At 42.4% G+C, this 15,331-nt stretch carries 13 protein-coding genes; 3 read left to right on the top strand and 10 right to left on the bottom strand.

Going from position 1 to position 15,331, the window contains the following annotated elements:
• Nucleotides 1-236: 236 nt before the first annotated feature.
• Nucleotides 237-644: a gamma-glutamylcyclotransferase family protein gene (locus tag EV690_RS16810; protein ID WP_131914188.1), complete on the bottom strand. Its 408-nt coding sequence runs from the start codon at nucleotides 642-644 to the stop codon at nucleotides 237-239.
• A 131-nt stretch (nucleotides 645-775) separates the two neighbouring features.
• Nucleotides 776-1,714, bottom strand: coding sequence for a 2-dehydro-3-deoxygluconokinase (kdgK, locus tag EV690_RS16815; protein ID WP_131914189.1), 939 nt, complete (start codon nucleotides 1,712-1,714; stop codon nucleotides 776-778).
• Nucleotides 1,715-1,952: 238 nt separating this feature from the next.
• Here kdgK and EV690_RS16820 point away from each other — a divergent pair, with 238 nt between their 5' ends.
• Both EV690_RS16820 and EV690_RS16825 read left to right on the top strand, forming a co-directional pair.
• Nucleotides 1,953-2,480 carry a YgjV family protein gene (locus EV690_RS16820; RefSeq protein ID WP_224055023.1) on the top strand — a complete coding sequence of 176 codons (528 nt, stop codon included), beginning with the start codon at nucleotides 1,953-1,955 and terminating at the stop codon, nucleotides 2,478-2,480.
• Nucleotides 2,481-2,680: 200 nt separating this feature from the next.
• A complete protein-coding gene (locus tag EV690_RS16825) occupies nucleotides 2,681-3,025 on the top strand; it encodes a DUF3634 family protein (protein WP_131914190.1) in 345 nt (114 codons plus the stop codon).
• Between the two features lie 59 nt (nucleotides 3,026-3,084).
• On the opposite strand, the gene EV690_RS16830 is transcribed toward EV690_RS16825, so the two are convergent.
• The gene (locus tag EV690_RS16830) at nucleotides 3,085-5,142 is read right to left on the bottom strand and encodes a methyl-accepting chemotaxis protein (RefSeq protein ID WP_165872796.1); all 2,058 of its coding nucleotides are present in this window, start codon (nucleotides 5,140-5,142) and stop codon (nucleotides 3,085-3,087) included.
• A gap of 337 nt (nucleotides 5,143-5,479) precedes the next feature.
• Between EV690_RS16830 and EV690_RS16835 the strand changes: the two genes are divergently transcribed.
• On the top strand, nucleotides 5,480-6,340 hold the full coding sequence (locus tag EV690_RS16835) for an HAD-IIA family hydrolase (RefSeq protein WP_165872797.1): 861 nt from the start codon (nucleotides 5,480-5,482) through the stop codon (nucleotides 6,338-6,340).
• 247 nt (nucleotides 6,341-6,587) lie between these two features.
• Here the strand turns inward: EV690_RS16835 and asnB are convergent, their stop codons facing one another.
• The 7 genes from asnB to mnmA all read right to left on the bottom strand — a co-directional run bounded on the left by asnB (nucleotide 6,588) and on the right by mnmA (nucleotide 15,306).
• Nucleotides 6,588-8,258: an asparagine synthase B gene (gene asnB / locus EV690_RS16840; RefSeq protein WP_131914193.1), complete on the bottom strand. Its 1,671-nt coding sequence runs from the start codon at nucleotides 8,256-8,258 to the stop codon at nucleotides 6,588-6,590.
• Nucleotides 8,259-8,438: 180 nt separating this feature from the next.
• The gene (locus EV690_RS16845) at nucleotides 8,439-10,037 is read right to left on the bottom strand and encodes a cation:proton antiporter family protein (RefSeq protein WP_224055024.1); all 1,599 of its coding nucleotides are present in this window, start codon (nucleotides 10,035-10,037) and stop codon (nucleotides 8,439-8,441) included.
• Nucleotides 10,038-10,226: 189 nt separating this feature from the next.
• Complete coding sequence (locus tag EV690_RS16850) at nucleotides 10,227-10,913, bottom strand: DUF2982 domain-containing protein (protein WP_131914194.1); 687 nt, start codon at nucleotides 10,911-10,913, stop codon at nucleotides 10,227-10,229.
• Nucleotides 10,914-10,995: 82 nt separating this feature from the next.
• Nucleotides 10,996-12,123, bottom strand: coding sequence for a cupin domain-containing protein (locus tag EV690_RS16855; RefSeq protein ID WP_131914195.1), 1,128 nt, complete (start codon nucleotides 12,121-12,123; stop codon nucleotides 10,996-10,998).
• 58 nt (nucleotides 12,124-12,181) lie between these two features.
• On the bottom strand, nucleotides 12,182-13,549 hold the full coding sequence (purB, locus tag EV690_RS16860) for an adenylosuccinate lyase (RefSeq protein ID WP_131914196.1): 1,368 nt from the start codon (nucleotides 13,547-13,549) through the stop codon (nucleotides 12,182-12,184).
• A gap of 24 nt (nucleotides 13,550-13,573) precedes the next feature.
• The gene (gene hflD / locus EV690_RS16865) at nucleotides 13,574-14,197 is read right to left on the bottom strand and encodes a high frequency lysogenization protein HflD (protein WP_131914197.1); all 624 of its coding nucleotides are present in this window, start codon (nucleotides 14,195-14,197) and stop codon (nucleotides 13,574-13,576) included.
• On the bottom strand, nucleotides 14,194-15,306 hold the full coding sequence (gene mnmA, locus EV690_RS16870; RefSeq protein WP_131914198.1) for a tRNA 2-thiouridine(34) synthase MnmA: 1,113 nt from the start codon (nucleotides 15,304-15,306) through the stop codon (nucleotides 14,194-14,196). The genes hflD and mnmA overlap by 4 nt, the downstream gene beginning before the upstream one ends.
• Nucleotides 15,307-15,331 lie beyond the last annotated feature (25 nt).

Genomic DNA, 15,331 nt, shown 5'->3' on the forward strand with positions numbered 1-15,331 from the left:
GACGCCTGGTCTTGGTGAGATACACCATTAAGTGCCCCTGCGGCTGTCATAGACTGTTATTTATGACTCGTTCCAAGCCCTAGCGTTCAAAGTCTATTGAATAATAGAGTGCTAACACTTATAAGATTATTTGCTAATTATAAAGCGATACCGAGCATCTGTGTCAATGCTAGGTTTAAGAAGGTAAACCGAAACTCAACAGGGCAATGAGATATGCCCTGTATGAGTGGTAATCTTTATGCTAGAACGGTGTTAGCTTGGCGTGTTTGTTCTCGTTTTAGTGGGGCTTGATAAACACCCGCAAGTGCCGCATAGCCTTCACACATCACGTAAAGCCATGCATCGCCAATTCCTTGAATTTCGCAGCGGATACGGTCATGAACAGTGGGATAGCGAAAATAACTATCTAACTCTTTTAAGGTTGCTATATCAATCTTATATACGGTGACATTTAAGGATTGATTTCCGTCGCGGATGACGACAGGTTGTTGTTTGTACTGATAAAGAGCAAATTGCGCTGGAGTTTGATGTTGACCTAAATAGTCGCAATCTGCCAATAGTTTATTTATTTTTAAGCTATGTTCTTCATCAATTTGACCACAAACAGCAATACAGGTATTTCGTTCCGGTTGATTATGTTGCATGATTAACCTACCTTTATTATCTAAGGGAATTGTTCCTTAGGCTTGTTACTCAGCTACATTATAAATGCGGCTGTTAGAGCTTTTATGGGATAAATGAGAAGCAACCTCTTGTTCCTTCTCTGCGTTATTGGTTATGTCAGTAATGGCATATTGTTTCTATCAATAATTGCACCTTTATAACGAATCACCGTTCCGGCAAGATCATGTCCCCAATGAGCACAGGTCTGTGGGTCTTTCCCCAGTAACATTGCAGCAATAAAGCCGGCTCCAAATGAATCTCCTGCGGCGGTTGTATCGACCACGTTCTCTTTAGGAACCTTATTTGCTGCTACAGTATAATGTTCATTTTCTACAAATATGTGACAAGGCTGTGAGCCCATTTTCAATACAATAGAATTCACCCCTAACTGACGCGTTCTACTCAAACAGTCGTTTGTTGTGTGCTCCCCATAGAGTGCAAGCTCATCGTCAAAGGTTAACAACGCTAAATCAGTGAGTTGTAATATCTGTTGATAGATTTGCTGAGTTTCTTCGAGATTCTCCCACAGGGCAGGGCGATAGTTGTTATCAAAAATAATTTTACAGCCTGCAGCTTTGGCTTGTTCAAGAGCTGTAAATAAATTATCACGGCTTTTGGAAGTTAAAATAGCCAGAGAGATGCCACTTAGATAGATCCAGTTAAACTGAGTCAGTGCCTTGGCTATTTCTGGATAATTATCTTGTTCTAGACAGTATTTAGCCGCCGAGTCATTACGCCAGTATCGAAAGTGACGTTCACCATCAGGATCTGTTTCAATGAGATATAGCCCGGGTAGTTTATTGGTTAGGTGTTGCACATACTGCGTATCAATCCCTTCTTGTTGCCAACTGTGCAGCATTTGTTGACTAAACATATCTTCACCAAGCCCAGAAATATAACTTACGTTAATATCAGCTGAGCGGGTCAGTCGGGAAAGGTAAACCGCTGTGTTTAACGTATCACCACCAAATTTACGACTTAACAACTCTTGTGACTGTTGTTGCAGTTCGACCATACACTCGCCGACGATGGCTATCTGCATTTGACCCATGTTTACTCCTATAAGTGTGACGCAAGATGCGATTATAGTAACGACTCAGATAATTATTTTAACGGTGAGTTTTTGCATCGATATTGATTTTACACCATTTTTCATCATCCACCGAGATTTCTAAGCAAATTAAGAAACGCTGTTTTAATTATATCTTTGATGGATATTGGTGCCTAGATTTTCTTTACATAAAAATCAAAACAGCGTTCCAATATTAGAGCTTGCCAAAGAGAAGGATATGCTAGAACACTTTATGGGCCATTTCTGGGGCCAGTTGTTTGGCTTTTTGAGTTTTGCCTTAGGCGTGCTAAGTTTTTTGCAGACGGAGGACCGTAAGCTCAAGTTAATTTTGGTCACTTTGAACATCTCTAACACGATTCATTATGCATTGTTCGGTGCCATGACGTCGCTCATTGCCTCTATTCTATCGACTTTTCGAACGGCTTTATCCATTAGAACGCGTTTGCTCATAGTGGCATTAATTTTTATTGCACTGAATATCGGCTTAGGTGTATGGGTTGCTCAGGCTTTTTCCGATCTATGGAGCGTTATCGGCATGACAATTGGGACATATGCATTATTTAGATTGAAAGGAATGTCCATGCGATTTGCCTTTTTAGTGGGATCAAGCTGCTGGTTAGTTAACAATATTATTGTTGGGTCAATTGGTGGAAGCTTACTGGAAATTATGATGATTTCGGTAAATGCTTCGACAATTTTCCGGTTGTTTCGAACCCGAGATAATGCGGTTTGTAATGCACAGTGAATGTATTTGTGATGAGTTTATACACTGAAGCGCCCAGAAAAATAAGTTTTGAATATTTGTTTATGTTAGATCCCATAAATCAATAGGTTGAAACTTATCAATTAAACTGATTGGAAAATTCTATCTATCAAATGAAAGATCAGCGTTATAATCACCTCGATGAGTTGGTTCATCAGTCCAATTAATCAAAGGAGGTTTTCATGGTGTTTGTATGCCTCATTTGCATAAGTGTGGTGCTACTTGTTGCCTACTGGCAATCTCTTGGACGCTATACATTTGTGCTGATGATTGAAAAGGAGCGCGTTCGAATGCTTAAAGGAAATGTGCCTGATTCATTTATTACTTTCTGTCAGACAATTTCTTTGATTACTCCTGCACAACATCGGGTCATCATACGTGGCGATCGTCATCTGGGACAATTACGCCTTACTTTTTCACGTCATATTGATGAAACTACACGCCAACAGCTGCGCAATCAATTTCCTTATTCAGCCTATGGCAATGCTCAGTTAGATTGGAAGTTACCTAATAATCACATCGAGTAAATTCCTTATAAACTAAAAAAGGTAGCGTTCAACGCTACCTTTTCCTTTGGTTGGATCAACTAGACTTTGAAGCGGCTAACTAACTGATGTTGCTCTTGGGCAATATTGCCGATAACTTGGCTAACTTGATGGGTTTCACCGCTGACCTTGGTAATGCTTTGGCCGAACTCACGGATTTGGTTAATATTTTGACTGATCTCATTTGCTACGGCGCTCTGCTGTTCTGCTGCACTCGCAATTTGTTCTGCCATTTGCAATACATTACTGTTGGATGAGGCGATTTCAGTCAGGGTTTCATTGGTGTAAGTGACTTGTTGAGCCGTATCTTGAGCAGCTTTATTTGCTTGTTCAATTGTTTTTACAACATTATCCGTTTCGCTTTGCAGTTGACTGATAACCGACTCAATTTCACCAATTGAATCTTGCGTCCGGCTCGCTAGCGAGCGCACTTCGGAGGCAACGACCGCAAAACCTCGACCATGTTCACCGGCTCGAGCTGCTTCAATAGCGGCATTAAGGGCGAGCAAGTTGGTTTGTTCTGCGATATTTTGAATGACTAACAAGATATTGCTGATGTTTTCGCTGCTGGTGGCTAGTTTTTGGATCCTTTGTTGGGATTGTTCTAATTGTTCACTCAGTGACCCCATCGCAGTTTGCGAATCTTGTGCAGCTTTTTGCCCTTGGATGACGGATTGCTGAGCCGTATTGACCGTCATGTTGGTTTGCTGCGTGTTATCGGCAACTTCCCGTGAGTTGGCTGCCATTTCTTCGACTGCAGTTGCGACTTGATCGACTTGGGCAAATTGCTGCGTAATGCTCTGACTTGTTTGGTCGATCAGTTCGATTGAGTGGCTACTGTTTTGTTTCATATTATCAACTGATACGACGACATCTTTAATCAGTTGTCGTAGCGATCCAACAAAACGGTTAAATGAATTGCTCAGTTGGCCTATTTCATCTTTACTATTGACTGGAACCTGATAGGTAAGGTCGGCATCGCCTGTTGCGATTTTTTCCAGTTCATTACGTAAACTATGTAATGGTTTTACAAGCGGGCCAGTAAACACCCAGGTTAGAATGATCATCACCACGGCAACGACAATACCAATTAACAACTGCTGACTCAGTGCATTGGCAGTATTAGTTGATAGTTTTTGGCTCATTACTCGCTGGGCTTTAAGGACTTGTTGTTCGGGTAATCGGACCATGATTCCCCATTGAGTATGTAAATTTGCCAGGGCTAATGGATAAAAACTAATTAACTGATGTTGCTTTTGATCCCATTGGTTGACGATTTTGCCATCATTAATTAGCTGTACCATATTATCAGGGACGCTACTTTGGTCAGAATCGCGGCTAATCAGATTGCCATTTTGGTCAGTCAATACAATATTTCCGGAACCTGAATAGAGTGCTTTATCCATGGATTGAATGAGGCCATTAATCAATAATGGCTTAATCAGCAAAGCGGCCTCAGCAATGACCTTACCTTTTTCTTCTATTGGTACTGACAACCAGAAACCTTCTGATTTATCTGTCGCGGGACGTAAACAGGCCATGTCGTTATCTAAGGCACAAAGCGCCGGCTTCATTTCTGGCTCTTTAAGTTGCTTGGAGCTGATGGGCTTTTGGGTATACTTACCGTTACTTTTGATCCAGCGAGCCGTAAAGCGTCCTTGGTCGTTACTGCCGAGATAATCAGAGCCTAAATAGCCGATATCATTTTCACCTAGTCCACCGGATTTGAAAATGACAGTTATTTGTGAGGCATAATGGTCGCTGCTCAATTGTGCTTTTAGCATGGCAACAATAGATGAGCGTAAATTCGAACCTGGTAAGTAATTTTTCAGGGTATTGGTCTTGGAAGATAAGATTTGCGTCCCTAATAAATTTAACTGATTCTTCCGAGCCTCAATTGCCCCCGTGAGCTGTTTAATTCGCCCTTTTAATTCAGCGGATACGAGCTCCTGAGCGTTTTGTTTAAGAAGAATGCCAGCTTGTTGAGTAATGACATCGCTGTTATGGCGAGATGAATAGATAGTGGAGGCCATTAACAAACAAATGGTTACAATCAGCGCAACCCCTGTAAATACCGTGAGTTTCCATCGAAAAGACATCTTAGTGATTCCATTACATTTCCCGAACATACAAGATTATCTGATTTTTATGTAGTCATCAATTATAACTAATCTTTAACGTCATGATAATTTATAGAAAATGATGGAGTGGTGGTTATTGTCGTAAAATCGCTTTTTAAAAGCGAGATATACTAGACAAGTTTGTTTATTAGTCAGTATTTAGATGAATTGGTTAATAGTGGCAGGGGTTATAATATGTCTATGATTAATAACTGAGATCGGTATGATAGTAATTCCTATTTATTAGCCTTATTTTATTTTTATGATTAATAGCCCTCATGATGCATTTAGGACTTATTTAAGTATACCTGAACGAATGCCTCGTTATTTAGATAAACAACATTCTTATCAAGTCATTGATAATATTTGCCAAATTAGTGAAGAAATTGATGTGTTTCTATTTGATGGCTACGGTGTTCTGAATGTTGGGAAAACAGCCATCAATGGTGCTGTGGAGCAAGTGAATAAATTAAGAGCAATGGGGAAGAAAGTATATGTTGTGACCAATGCTGCGACTCAGGATATGAAGGGCTTAGTCCAGAAGTATCAAAATTTTGGCTTTAACTTTGAATGTGACCAAATTATCAATAGTCGAGAGGTCATGATGCAGGAGTTTCTCGCGCGCACGTCGCCTGAGCAAGGCTCAATTGGTGTGATTGTGCCTAAGCCATATTGTCGTGTCACAGCTGATTATGATGAGCGTTATCCAGAAGATGATTCTTTTTGGGATGCCGACCAGTTTTTGTTCTTAAGTGGTAATGGGTGGAATCAGCGTTTACAAGAACGTTGGGTTCAGGCACTGCAGGAGCGACCTCGTCCAATCTGGGTTGGGAATGCAGACTTAATTGCGCCACTTGAACAAGGGGTGTCTCATGAACCGGGAAGTTACACCTTAACGCTTGATGAACCGCTTTATTCTTGGGTAAATTGCTATGGTAAACCATACCGACCTATTTTTGAGCAGGTTTTAAGTTGTATTGCGCGAGATTATGGTGAAGTTGAGCCATCACAGGTGGCAATGATTGGCGATACTTTACATACGGATATTCTTGGGGGAGCCGCTATGGGGTTCAAAACGGTTTTGGTAACTGGATCTGGCTTTTTGCGAGATATGAATGTTCAAGAAAGTATCGAGCAAGCGCGGATATATCCAGACTATTGTTTAACGAGCATCTAAGGTCGGGGTTGTTGAGCTTTTGTGGTAGAAGTGTTCAACATGAGCTTAAATGAATCCAAAAGGTCTTATCTGATAGAGGGGAGCGAGCGCTAAACGTGATTGTAGCTAATGACTACACGGCAAAAACGTTTCCTCGCCTAATTCGGTCTAAAGCTGCTGCAAAAACAAACACACTAACTGTTATCTTCATTCATAAAAAAGCCCACTTTATTCAGTGGGCTCTATTCACTTGACTGGTTTAATAACCTTAGACATCGTAAGCTTCATTATGCACATTGGCAACAGCCCGGCCAGATGGGTCGGCATGTTGGGTAAAACTTTCATCCCAAGCCAATGCTTCAGGGGTCGAACAAGCAACCGATTTTCCCCATGGCACACATTCAGCTGCACTGTCGAGTGGAAAGTGCTCTTCGAAAATACTGCGATAGTAATAAGCTTCTTTCGTATCCGGAGTGTTGATAGGAAAACGGAATTCAGCTGTGTCCATCATCTGGTCAGTGACTTCGGTTTGCACAAATTCTTTTAAGCTGTCGATCCAAGAATAACCAACGCCATCAGAGAACTGTTCTTTTTGCCGCCAAGCAACACTGTGTGGTAGGTAATCTTCAAATGCTTCACGCACAATATGTTTTTCAATTTTACCGTTGCCACACATTTTAGCGGCTGGATTCAAGCGCATTGCAACATCCATGAACTCTTTATCAAGGAATGGCACGCGACCTTCAAGGCCCCAAGCAGCCAAGGCTTTGTTTGCTCGTAAACAGTCAAATAAATGCAGTTTTGACAATTTACGGACTGTTTCTTCATGGAACTCTTTTGCATTTGGTGCTTTGTGGAAATAGAGATAACCACCAAATAATTCATCCGAACCTTCGCCTGAAAGTACCATTTTGATTCCCATTGCTTTGATTTTACGGGCCATCAGATACATTGGGGTTGAAGCACGAATCGTTGTGACATCATACGTTTCAAGATGATAAATGACATCTCGCAGAGCATCTAAGCCATCTTGAACCGTAAAGTGAATTTCATGATGAACGGTACCCAGAGAATCAGCGACTTCTTTAGCGGCTTTTAAATCGGGTGAACCTTCCAAGCCAACGGCAAAAGAGTGTAGCTGTGGCCACCAAGCCGCTGAAGCATCGTTATCTTCGATACGCCGATCCGCAAAACGTTTGGTAATTGCAGAGATAACTGATGAATCCAGACCACCTGAAAGTAACACCCCATAAGGTACGTCACTCATTAATTGCCGTTTAACTGCTGCTTCTAATGCGTCGCGTAATTCTTCAACAGAGGCTGGGTTGTCTTTGACATTGTCATATTCTTCCCAATCACGCTGGTAGTAACGAACTAATTGCCCATCTTTACTATCTAAAAAATGCCCAGGAGGGAATTCGCGAACTGTTTTGCAAATGGGTGTCAGAGCTTTTAACTCTGAGGCTGCATAGAAGTTACCGTTTTCGTCATAACCAGTATATAGCGGGATAATTCCCATATGGTCACGACCAATCAAATACCGATCTTGTTCCTCGTCATAAAGAATAAATGCAAAGATGCCATTTAGTTCATCTAAAAAGGCATTTCCTTTTTCCTTATAAAGAGCCAAGATGATTTCACAATCAGATTCGGTTAAGAAGTTGTAATTGCAATTGAGATTAGCGCGCAACTGTTTGTGATTGTAGATTTCACCATTCACCGCCAGAACATTAGTTTTTTGTTCATTATATAGCGGTTGAGCTCCATTATTTACATCGACGATTGCCAATCGTTCGTGAGCTAGAATTGCGTGGTCTGAGGTGTAAATCCCCGACCAATCTGGACCGCGGTGACGCAGCCGTTTTGACATTTCCAGAGCAACTTTTCGAAGCTCCGAGACATCAGTCTTAATGTCAAGCACGCCAAAAATTGAACACATATTTTTCCCTTCGTTTTTTATCTCAATTAAACAACTATCCCATATAGGGATAACCGATCATTCCAATGTGCCAATATCAGCAAATATTGCAAGTGGTTATTCACTATTTTCTGTAAAATTTTATTTTCTTGGTCGTCAATAGTTGTTTCTGCTGTTTTATGAGGGACTTGGAGTGAAAAATTAACGTTTCCCATCCGTCCAGTTCACGGCATCATAGATATGTTGCGCAAACCCGAGGCCTGCTTCTTCATATAAATTAACGACATGATTAACGCCCAGCTCTTTTAAGGCATCTTCATCATCTTCAAACCGACAGATAGCAGCGATCTCACCGGCATAATCTCGTCGGTGTAACTGGGTAACCGCATATTCATTCCCGTTATGATGCGGCATGGTTAAAAGCACCAATTTAACGGATTTACTTAATACTAATTTCTCCCAAAAATCGGAGTCGGTTGCATCACCTTGGATAACCACTCGATTGGCTTCCATATGTGATTGAACCTTTGTCAAATCAGTATCAATGCCAATGACTTTCCCTGGGTAGTGTTGGCTCATCAGTTCATATGCTCCAGAGCCAATGCGTCCCATCCCTAGAATAACGATCTCCATATTTCCCAATTCGATTGGTAAGTCATCTAAGTGCAGCCGATTACGCTGTAATCGACACAACCTGTTTTGGACGCGACGATAGATATGATCGGCTTTTTGGTTGAGCGGGGCACTAATAATAAAACTGAGACTGAGAGCGATTGCCAAAATAGCCAGCCAGGAGCCGTCGAGTATATTACTTTGAACAGCTATCGCTGAAACAATTAAGCCAAATTCACTGTAGTTCGCTAAGCTTAGTGTGCCCATCCAAGCAGTCCGAGCGCGAAGTCGAAAAACTAACATTAAAAGCAGATAAAGAGCGGCTTTCAAAGGCACCAATAAGGTAATTAAAATTGCAATGAATAAGCTTTCCATTGTGGGGAAATAATGCATGCCAATGGAAAGGAAAAAGGCGACTAAAAATAGTTCCTTAAATGCAAACAAATCACGGCCTAAATTGTTGGCTTGTGGTGTTCCAGCTAATAACATTCCTATTAATAATGCACCTAAGTCAGGCTTAATATGAACGCTATCAAACCATGCATATCCGACAACAAACGCCATACAAAAACCAACTAATAGCTGCACTTCACCATGACCTGCACGGTTGAGAAGTCGCAGTAAAAGAGGGCGTAGAGGGATCAGCGTCAATAGCGATAAAGCCCATAGTGAGGGGATTTTACCAGAGCTAGCACTTAAGTAAATCACGGCAAAAAGGTCCTGCATAACCAATATACCAATGGCAACGCGGCCGTATAATGACTGCAGTTCACTTTTATCCTGTAAAACTTTTACGGCAAAAACGGTACTAGAAAAGCTTAACGCAAATGCGAGGAGCATCAACGCCTCGTTTGAAAGTACTTTTAGCTGAGTGATGGACAACCACTTAAACACACTAAAAATGGCTAGAAATAACATTCCATTAAAGATTAAATGCAAGAAAGCCGTGCCATAAACTTCCCGTCGTAACAGTGTTCGGACATCCAGTTTTAAACCGATTGAGAACAACAGTAATGTCACACCTAAATTCGCGATAGTATCGATTACCGGTGCCTGATGAATACCTAAGAGGTGCAAAACGAATCCAGCGACTAAAAAACCCAATAAGGGGGGGAGTTTAACCAACTGGAAAATAAATCCTGAGCAAGCTGCTGCCACTAAGATGACGATGTAGTCCATAGTGTTCATCGACAACAATCCTTGAGCATATGTGTCCTTTGTGTGTAGCGTACATAGTATGAGTTAACAGAAGAGAGCCATTAGGCTGAAATATCTAAACTATAAGTTCTGCCAAAGCAAAAAATCCATGTTATCTCGCAACTTATCGAATAAAGCATAGCACTTGGTTTATAATTCGCCCAGCTTTTGCGCTGTGAGTCAGCCTCGGTTGACGTTGCCTGCTAAGCATTGACTTCGAAAGTCACGAGCCAGGCGTAGAAATTTTTCGGGGGATTGCTCTACAATACTTTGATCAATCAATAAGTCGTAGCCAGTCATCTGGCGCATATTGGCCATTCGATTGGCAAACATTGCTTTTAGACCATGATATGTTTCGCCTGAATGAGTATGGTAATAATCGTCTTCTAACAGGTGATCACTCGGGCAAGAGCCTGTTGGACACTCTTGTCGAAGTGCTGCAAATAGGGCACTGCGCTGTTCAGTGAGAAGGTGTGCGCATAATCGTGGTGAGAGGGTATTTAAGAGAAACTGCTCATCTCTAAGCCGGATGCCAATATAATTTAGCTCTATCCGTTCAAATCCGCGCCCGACTGACGGTATTCCAAAACGTTCAATTTGCTCCCATGGCAGAGCCCAACCTCCATAACGGTGATGAAATTGGAGATGATCGTGGCATAACACTAAGCCAAATTGAGGCTGGGCTGATTTACTCAGGCCGATACGAATGCCTAAGTAGGCGAGGATAATCCCAAATGCAGCAATAAAGCTGACTGCAATATTGGGAATATACAAAATACCGACACTTATAATGGCTAGTGCGATGCCAATGTAGATACAGCTTTTAGCGTTTCGTCGAGAACTTGAAGAAAGTTTAATAGTATCCATATCTGAGCCATGCTATAGACTACTAACTGTTAATAGTATGTTGCTTAGCTTAGATAAATGCAACTTCCCTAAATCGCCATGGCTATAACCAATACCAGAAGCCTCGGTTAACCCACTGTGTCAGTTGAGTGACAAAGCCATGATCGCCCAGCGCTTTATTGAGTAAGTTAAAATTCAGCTGGTTTTGATTGGCCAAATGCTGATAGCCTGTAAAATCACCGTCAAATGGGTAGGCCTCACCATCGATAAATAACTCGCTTAATCCTTGCAGATAAATAACTTTGAGTCCTTCAACTCGATGCAATATTGCGCCTTGCTCTAGGTGCTTAATTAACGCTTCAGTTGTGAATCGTTCGTCTTCTTGAAGCGGTAAAATATCGATATCTCGACGAGTCTGCGAGAAAAACCGGCCAAAAAAATCGCGCATCTGACGGTTATCATTCAATAGGTTTTGCATTAATCCCAGCAGTTTTTGCTGTTGATGACGGGTGATCTCTCCCCAAGCATGGCCAGCAACAAGTTCTGGGTCATTGTAACGGGTAAACGGTTGGCTTTGATCGAGCAGGTGGTCTGCAAAGGCACTAAAAAGCTCTTTTTGATCGGGGGCGCGAAAGCCAATGGAATAACTCAGTGAATTATCTAGAGAGACACCGTTATGTGGACATCCGGGTGGAATATATAAAACATCACCACTTGATAACTCTTCATCGATAGCAGGTTCAAATGGGTCACACTGTTTCAGTCCAGCTTCGTTGGCAAATTCTCTAAGATTTTGCCGCTCACCTACTTGCCAGTGGCGCTGTCCTTGTCCTTGAATAATGAATACCCCATATTGATCAATATGAGGTCCTACGCCGCCCTTTGAGGTTGCAAAACTAATCATCAAGTCATCGAAGCGCCAGTTGGGGAGAAAGTGGAAAAGTTCTGCTAACTTCGCGCAACTATCATGCCAGTGGTTGGTTGCTTGAACTAACAGGGAACTGGCTGGTTGTTCTAATTCGTCAAATTGTTCAAATGGACCAAACTGCACTTGCCAGTGGTTATCTCGAACAGTAACCAATCGCGACTGCAGTTCTTCTTCCATCGCTAACCCTGCAAGTTCTTCAACGCTCAGTGGATCAATAAAGTCGGTAATCCCCTGGCGAATTAACAGAGGTTTACGTTGCCAGTAATCCACCATAAAGTGGTTGATATCAAAATTAAGCTTCATTCCGTCTCACTACAATTAAAGGCGAAAAAGCCACAGTATTTACACTGTGGCTGTTAGATTAAATGTCTTGGGCAAGCTGGGTTGCTTGTCCAATATAATTTGCAGGGGTGAGTGCTTTAAGTTGATCTTTAACCTGTTCAGGCAGTGCTAAAGTATCAATAAATTCCTGCATGATTTGCTGATTCACTCGTTTACCTCGAGTGAGTTCTTTGAGTTTCTCATATGGTTTTTCAATACCATAACGGCGCATCACCGTTTGGATCGGTTCTGCTAAAACTTCCCAGTTATGATCAAGGTCGGCGAGAATATTAGCTTCATTGACCTCTAACTTACGGATGCCCTTAAGAGTTGCCTGGTAGGCAATCATGGAGTAACCAAGTGCAACACCGATATTGCGCAATACCGTTGAGTCGGTTAGGTCGCGTTGCCAACGAGAAACAGGAAGTTTGCGGGCCAAATGGTCGAATAATGCGTTAGCGATGCCAAGGTTACCCTCAGAGTTTTCAAAGTCAATTGGGTTGACTTTATGAGGCATGGTTGAAGAGCCAATTTCACCGGCGATGGTTTTCTGTTTAAAGTAGCCTAAGCTGATATAGCCCCAGATATCGCGATTAAAATCTAACACAATGGTGTTAAAGCGAGCCAGAGCATTATAAAGCTCAGCAATATAATCGTGTGGCTCAATCTGAGTGGTATATGGGTTCCACGTTAATCCCAGACTGGTCACAAATGTTTTTGAGAATTGGTGCCAATCGATATTTGGATATGCGCTTAAATGTGCATTATAGTTACCCACTGCGCCGTTGATTTTACCTAGGATTTCAACCTGTTCGATCTGTGCTAACTGGCGACGTAGCCGAGCGACAACATTGGCCATCTCTTTGCCAATGGTTGAAGGCGATGCAGGTTGTCCATGGGTGTGCGAAAGCATTGGAATGGCCGCATATTGCTTCGCCATAGTTGCGATTGCATCAATAAGCTCATTGAGTTGAGTGTTGAGAACATGCTCGCGTGCTTCATTGAGCATCAGAGCGTAGGAGAGGTTATTAATATCTTCTGATGTGCAAGCAAAGTGGATAAATTCGCTGACAGCAAGTAATTCACTATTATCAGCCACTTTTTCTTTGAGAAAATATTCAACGGCTTTTACATCGTGATTGGTGGTTTTTTCAATAGTTTTAATCCGTGCCGCATCCTGCTCTGAAAAATTTTCGATCAGTTCATCAAGGAACTGATTGGTGGCATTACTAAATGGGGGCACTTCGCTGATCTCTTGATGTGAGCTCAGTTGTTGTAGCCAACGGACTTCGACGGTCACTCGGTATTTAATTAAACCGAACTCGCTGCACAACGCGCGCAATTGACGAGTTTTAGCACCGTAACGACCATCAATGGGGGAAATGGCTGTCAGCGCTGACAATTCCATGGCTTATCTCCTGGTTTTCATTTTTTAGAGTGTCGATAGACATTGCTCTACCTGGGTGAGTAGCTTACTTCGTTGGAAGATCAGCTGTAGTCGTTTACCTCCGACCTGCTGCCAGAGTATCGCGGCGCGGATCCCAGCTAAGAGGATCGCCCGTACTCGATTCTGGTTTGCAGGCTGCTGCAGTAAACTGCGATCGCCAGTCACCTGAATACGGCTTCCTAGCGGACTTATTATATCACTATAGATGGCCGCTAAACTGGCCTGAATTTGTTCATCAGTGATGGCAAAATGGGTAAGTTGGCGCTTCACTTGGGAAATGCGCTCGGCAAGCATGGCTTGCATATCTGCGCGTTTATTAAGTCGTCTCGCCAAAGAGAGCAGTCCAACGATATAACGGGTCACTTCAGGATCGCGTAGCTCATTGCGATGCCCCATTTGCGCTTTGACCGTTTCTAGACCTATGGTTAGATTTCTTAAAGAACCATACACGGATTCCGTATCAGGCGGATCGGTCTGTAAAATACTTTTCAGTGAAGCTTCCCAACAACTGGTTTCAACTGATTGTCCTCGGGCGATTTGCTGAACAATTCGGCAGGCTTGACAAATCCCAGCGAAACCAATTACTTGTTCCTCTAACGTATGTGTCATAGTTGCCTCTGGGCGTAACGTTTCTCAATAATCCCGCCACCAAGACATTCTTCACTGTCGTAAAATACCGCCGACTGACCAGGGGTAACTGCTATCTGGTAGCTATCAAATTCAACAAGTAGGGTGTCATTATCGACAGGAACGATTTTACAGGGGATATCCTGCTGTCGATAGCGTGTTTTAACGACTGCGCGGAATGGTTCCAAACGCGGCTGACGATCGACCCAATGCAACTGTTTCACCTGCATCGCCATTGAGCGAAGTCGCGGGTGGTCATGGCCTTGTCCAACAATCAAAGCATTACGCTCAACGTCTTTATCAACGACATACCAAGGTTCTTCACCGGCATCTTTACGACCGCCAATATGTAACCCTTTTCGTTGACCCAAAGTATGGTACATCAGCCCCTGATGCTCACCGATGACTTCACCATCAGCCGTTTCAATTTTGCCAGGGCGAGCAGGCAGATAACGTTTTAAAAACTCAGTAAATTTGCGCTCACCAATGAAACAGATCCCAGTTGAATCTTTTTTATCTGCCGTCACCAGATCTTGTTCTTCGGCAATTTTCCGCACTTGCGGTTTTTCTAGTTCGCCGACTGGAAATAGCGTCTGGGCCATATGTTGTTCGCTTAATGTGTACAAAAAATAGCTTTGATCTTTGTTCTTATCCAACCCTCGCAACATTTTCCAATGACCATCGATAAAACCATTGCGGACATAATGACCTGTTGCGATGTAATCTGCACCCAGTTCTTCGGCAGCAAATTCTAAAAAAGCCTTGAACTTAATTTCCTTGTTACACATGATATCTGGGTTCGGTGTGCGACCAGCTTGATATTCAGCTAAGAAATGCTCAAAAACGTTATCCCAGTATTCTGCGGCAAAATTAACGGTATGTAATTCGATGCCGAGTTTGTCACAAACCGCTTGAGCATCAGCTAAATCACTGGCGGCAGAACAGTAGTCAGTCCCATCATCTTCTTCCCAGTTCTTCATAAACAAGCCTTCAACCTGATAGCCTTGTTCACGTAATAGGTAAGCTGAAACGGATGAATCGACTCCGCCGGACATGCCGACAATTACTTTTTTGCTGCTATTCTTGCTCATGCTGACTCAATACTAAAAATTTGCT

Origin of the sequence: Celerinatantimonas diazotrophica, assembly GCF_004339545.1 — a bacterium.
GTDB classification, from domain to species: Bacteria; Pseudomonadota; Gammaproteobacteria; order Enterobacterales; family Celerinatantimonadaceae; genus Celerinatantimonas; species Celerinatantimonas diazotrophica.

Coding starts and splice junctions, on each gene's coding strand:
- EV690_RS16810 (WP_131914188.1), bottom strand. CDS start 644: ATGCAACATAATCAACCGGAACGAAATACCTGTATTGCTGTTTGTGGT.
- kdgK (WP_131914189.1), bottom strand. CDS start 1,714: ATGGGTCAAATGCAGATAGCCATCGTCGGCGAGTGTATGGTCGAACTG.
- EV690_RS16820 (WP_224055023.1), top strand. CDS start 1,953: ATGCTAGAACACTTTATGGGCCATTTCTGGGGCCAGTTGTTTGGCTTT.
- EV690_RS16825 (WP_131914190.1), top strand. CDS start 2,681: ATGGTGTTTGTATGCCTCATTTGCATAAGTGTGGTGCTACTTGTTGCC.
- EV690_RS16830 (WP_165872796.1), bottom strand. CDS start 5,142: ATGTCTTTTCGATGGAAACTCACGGTATTTACAGGGGTTGCGCTGATT.
- EV690_RS16835 (WP_165872797.1), top strand. CDS start 5,480: ATGCCTCGTTATTTAGATAAACAACATTCTTATCAAGTCATTGATAAT.
- asnB (WP_131914193.1), bottom strand. CDS start 8,258: ATGTGTTCAATTTTTGGCGTGCTTGACATTAAGACTGATGTCTCGGAG.
- EV690_RS16845 (WP_224055024.1), bottom strand. CDS start 10,037: ATGAACACTATGGACTACATCGTCATCTTAGTGGCAGCAGCTTGCTCA.
- EV690_RS16850 (WP_131914194.1), bottom strand. CDS start 10,913: ATGGATACTATTAAACTTTCTTCAAGTTCTCGACGAAACGCTAAAAGC.
- EV690_RS16855 (WP_131914195.1), bottom strand. CDS start 12,123: ATGAAGCTTAATTTTGATATCAACCACTTTATGGTGGATTACTGGCAA.
- purB (WP_131914196.1), bottom strand. CDS start 13,549: ATGGAATTGTCAGCGCTGACAGCCATTTCCCCCATTGATGGTCGTTAC.
- hflD (WP_131914197.1), bottom strand. CDS start 14,197: ATGACACATACGTTAGAGGAACAAGTAATTGGTTTCGCTGGGATTTGT.
- mnmA (WP_131914198.1), bottom strand. CDS start 15,306: ATGAGCAAGAATAGCAGCAAAAAAGTAATTGTCGGCATGTCCGGCGGA.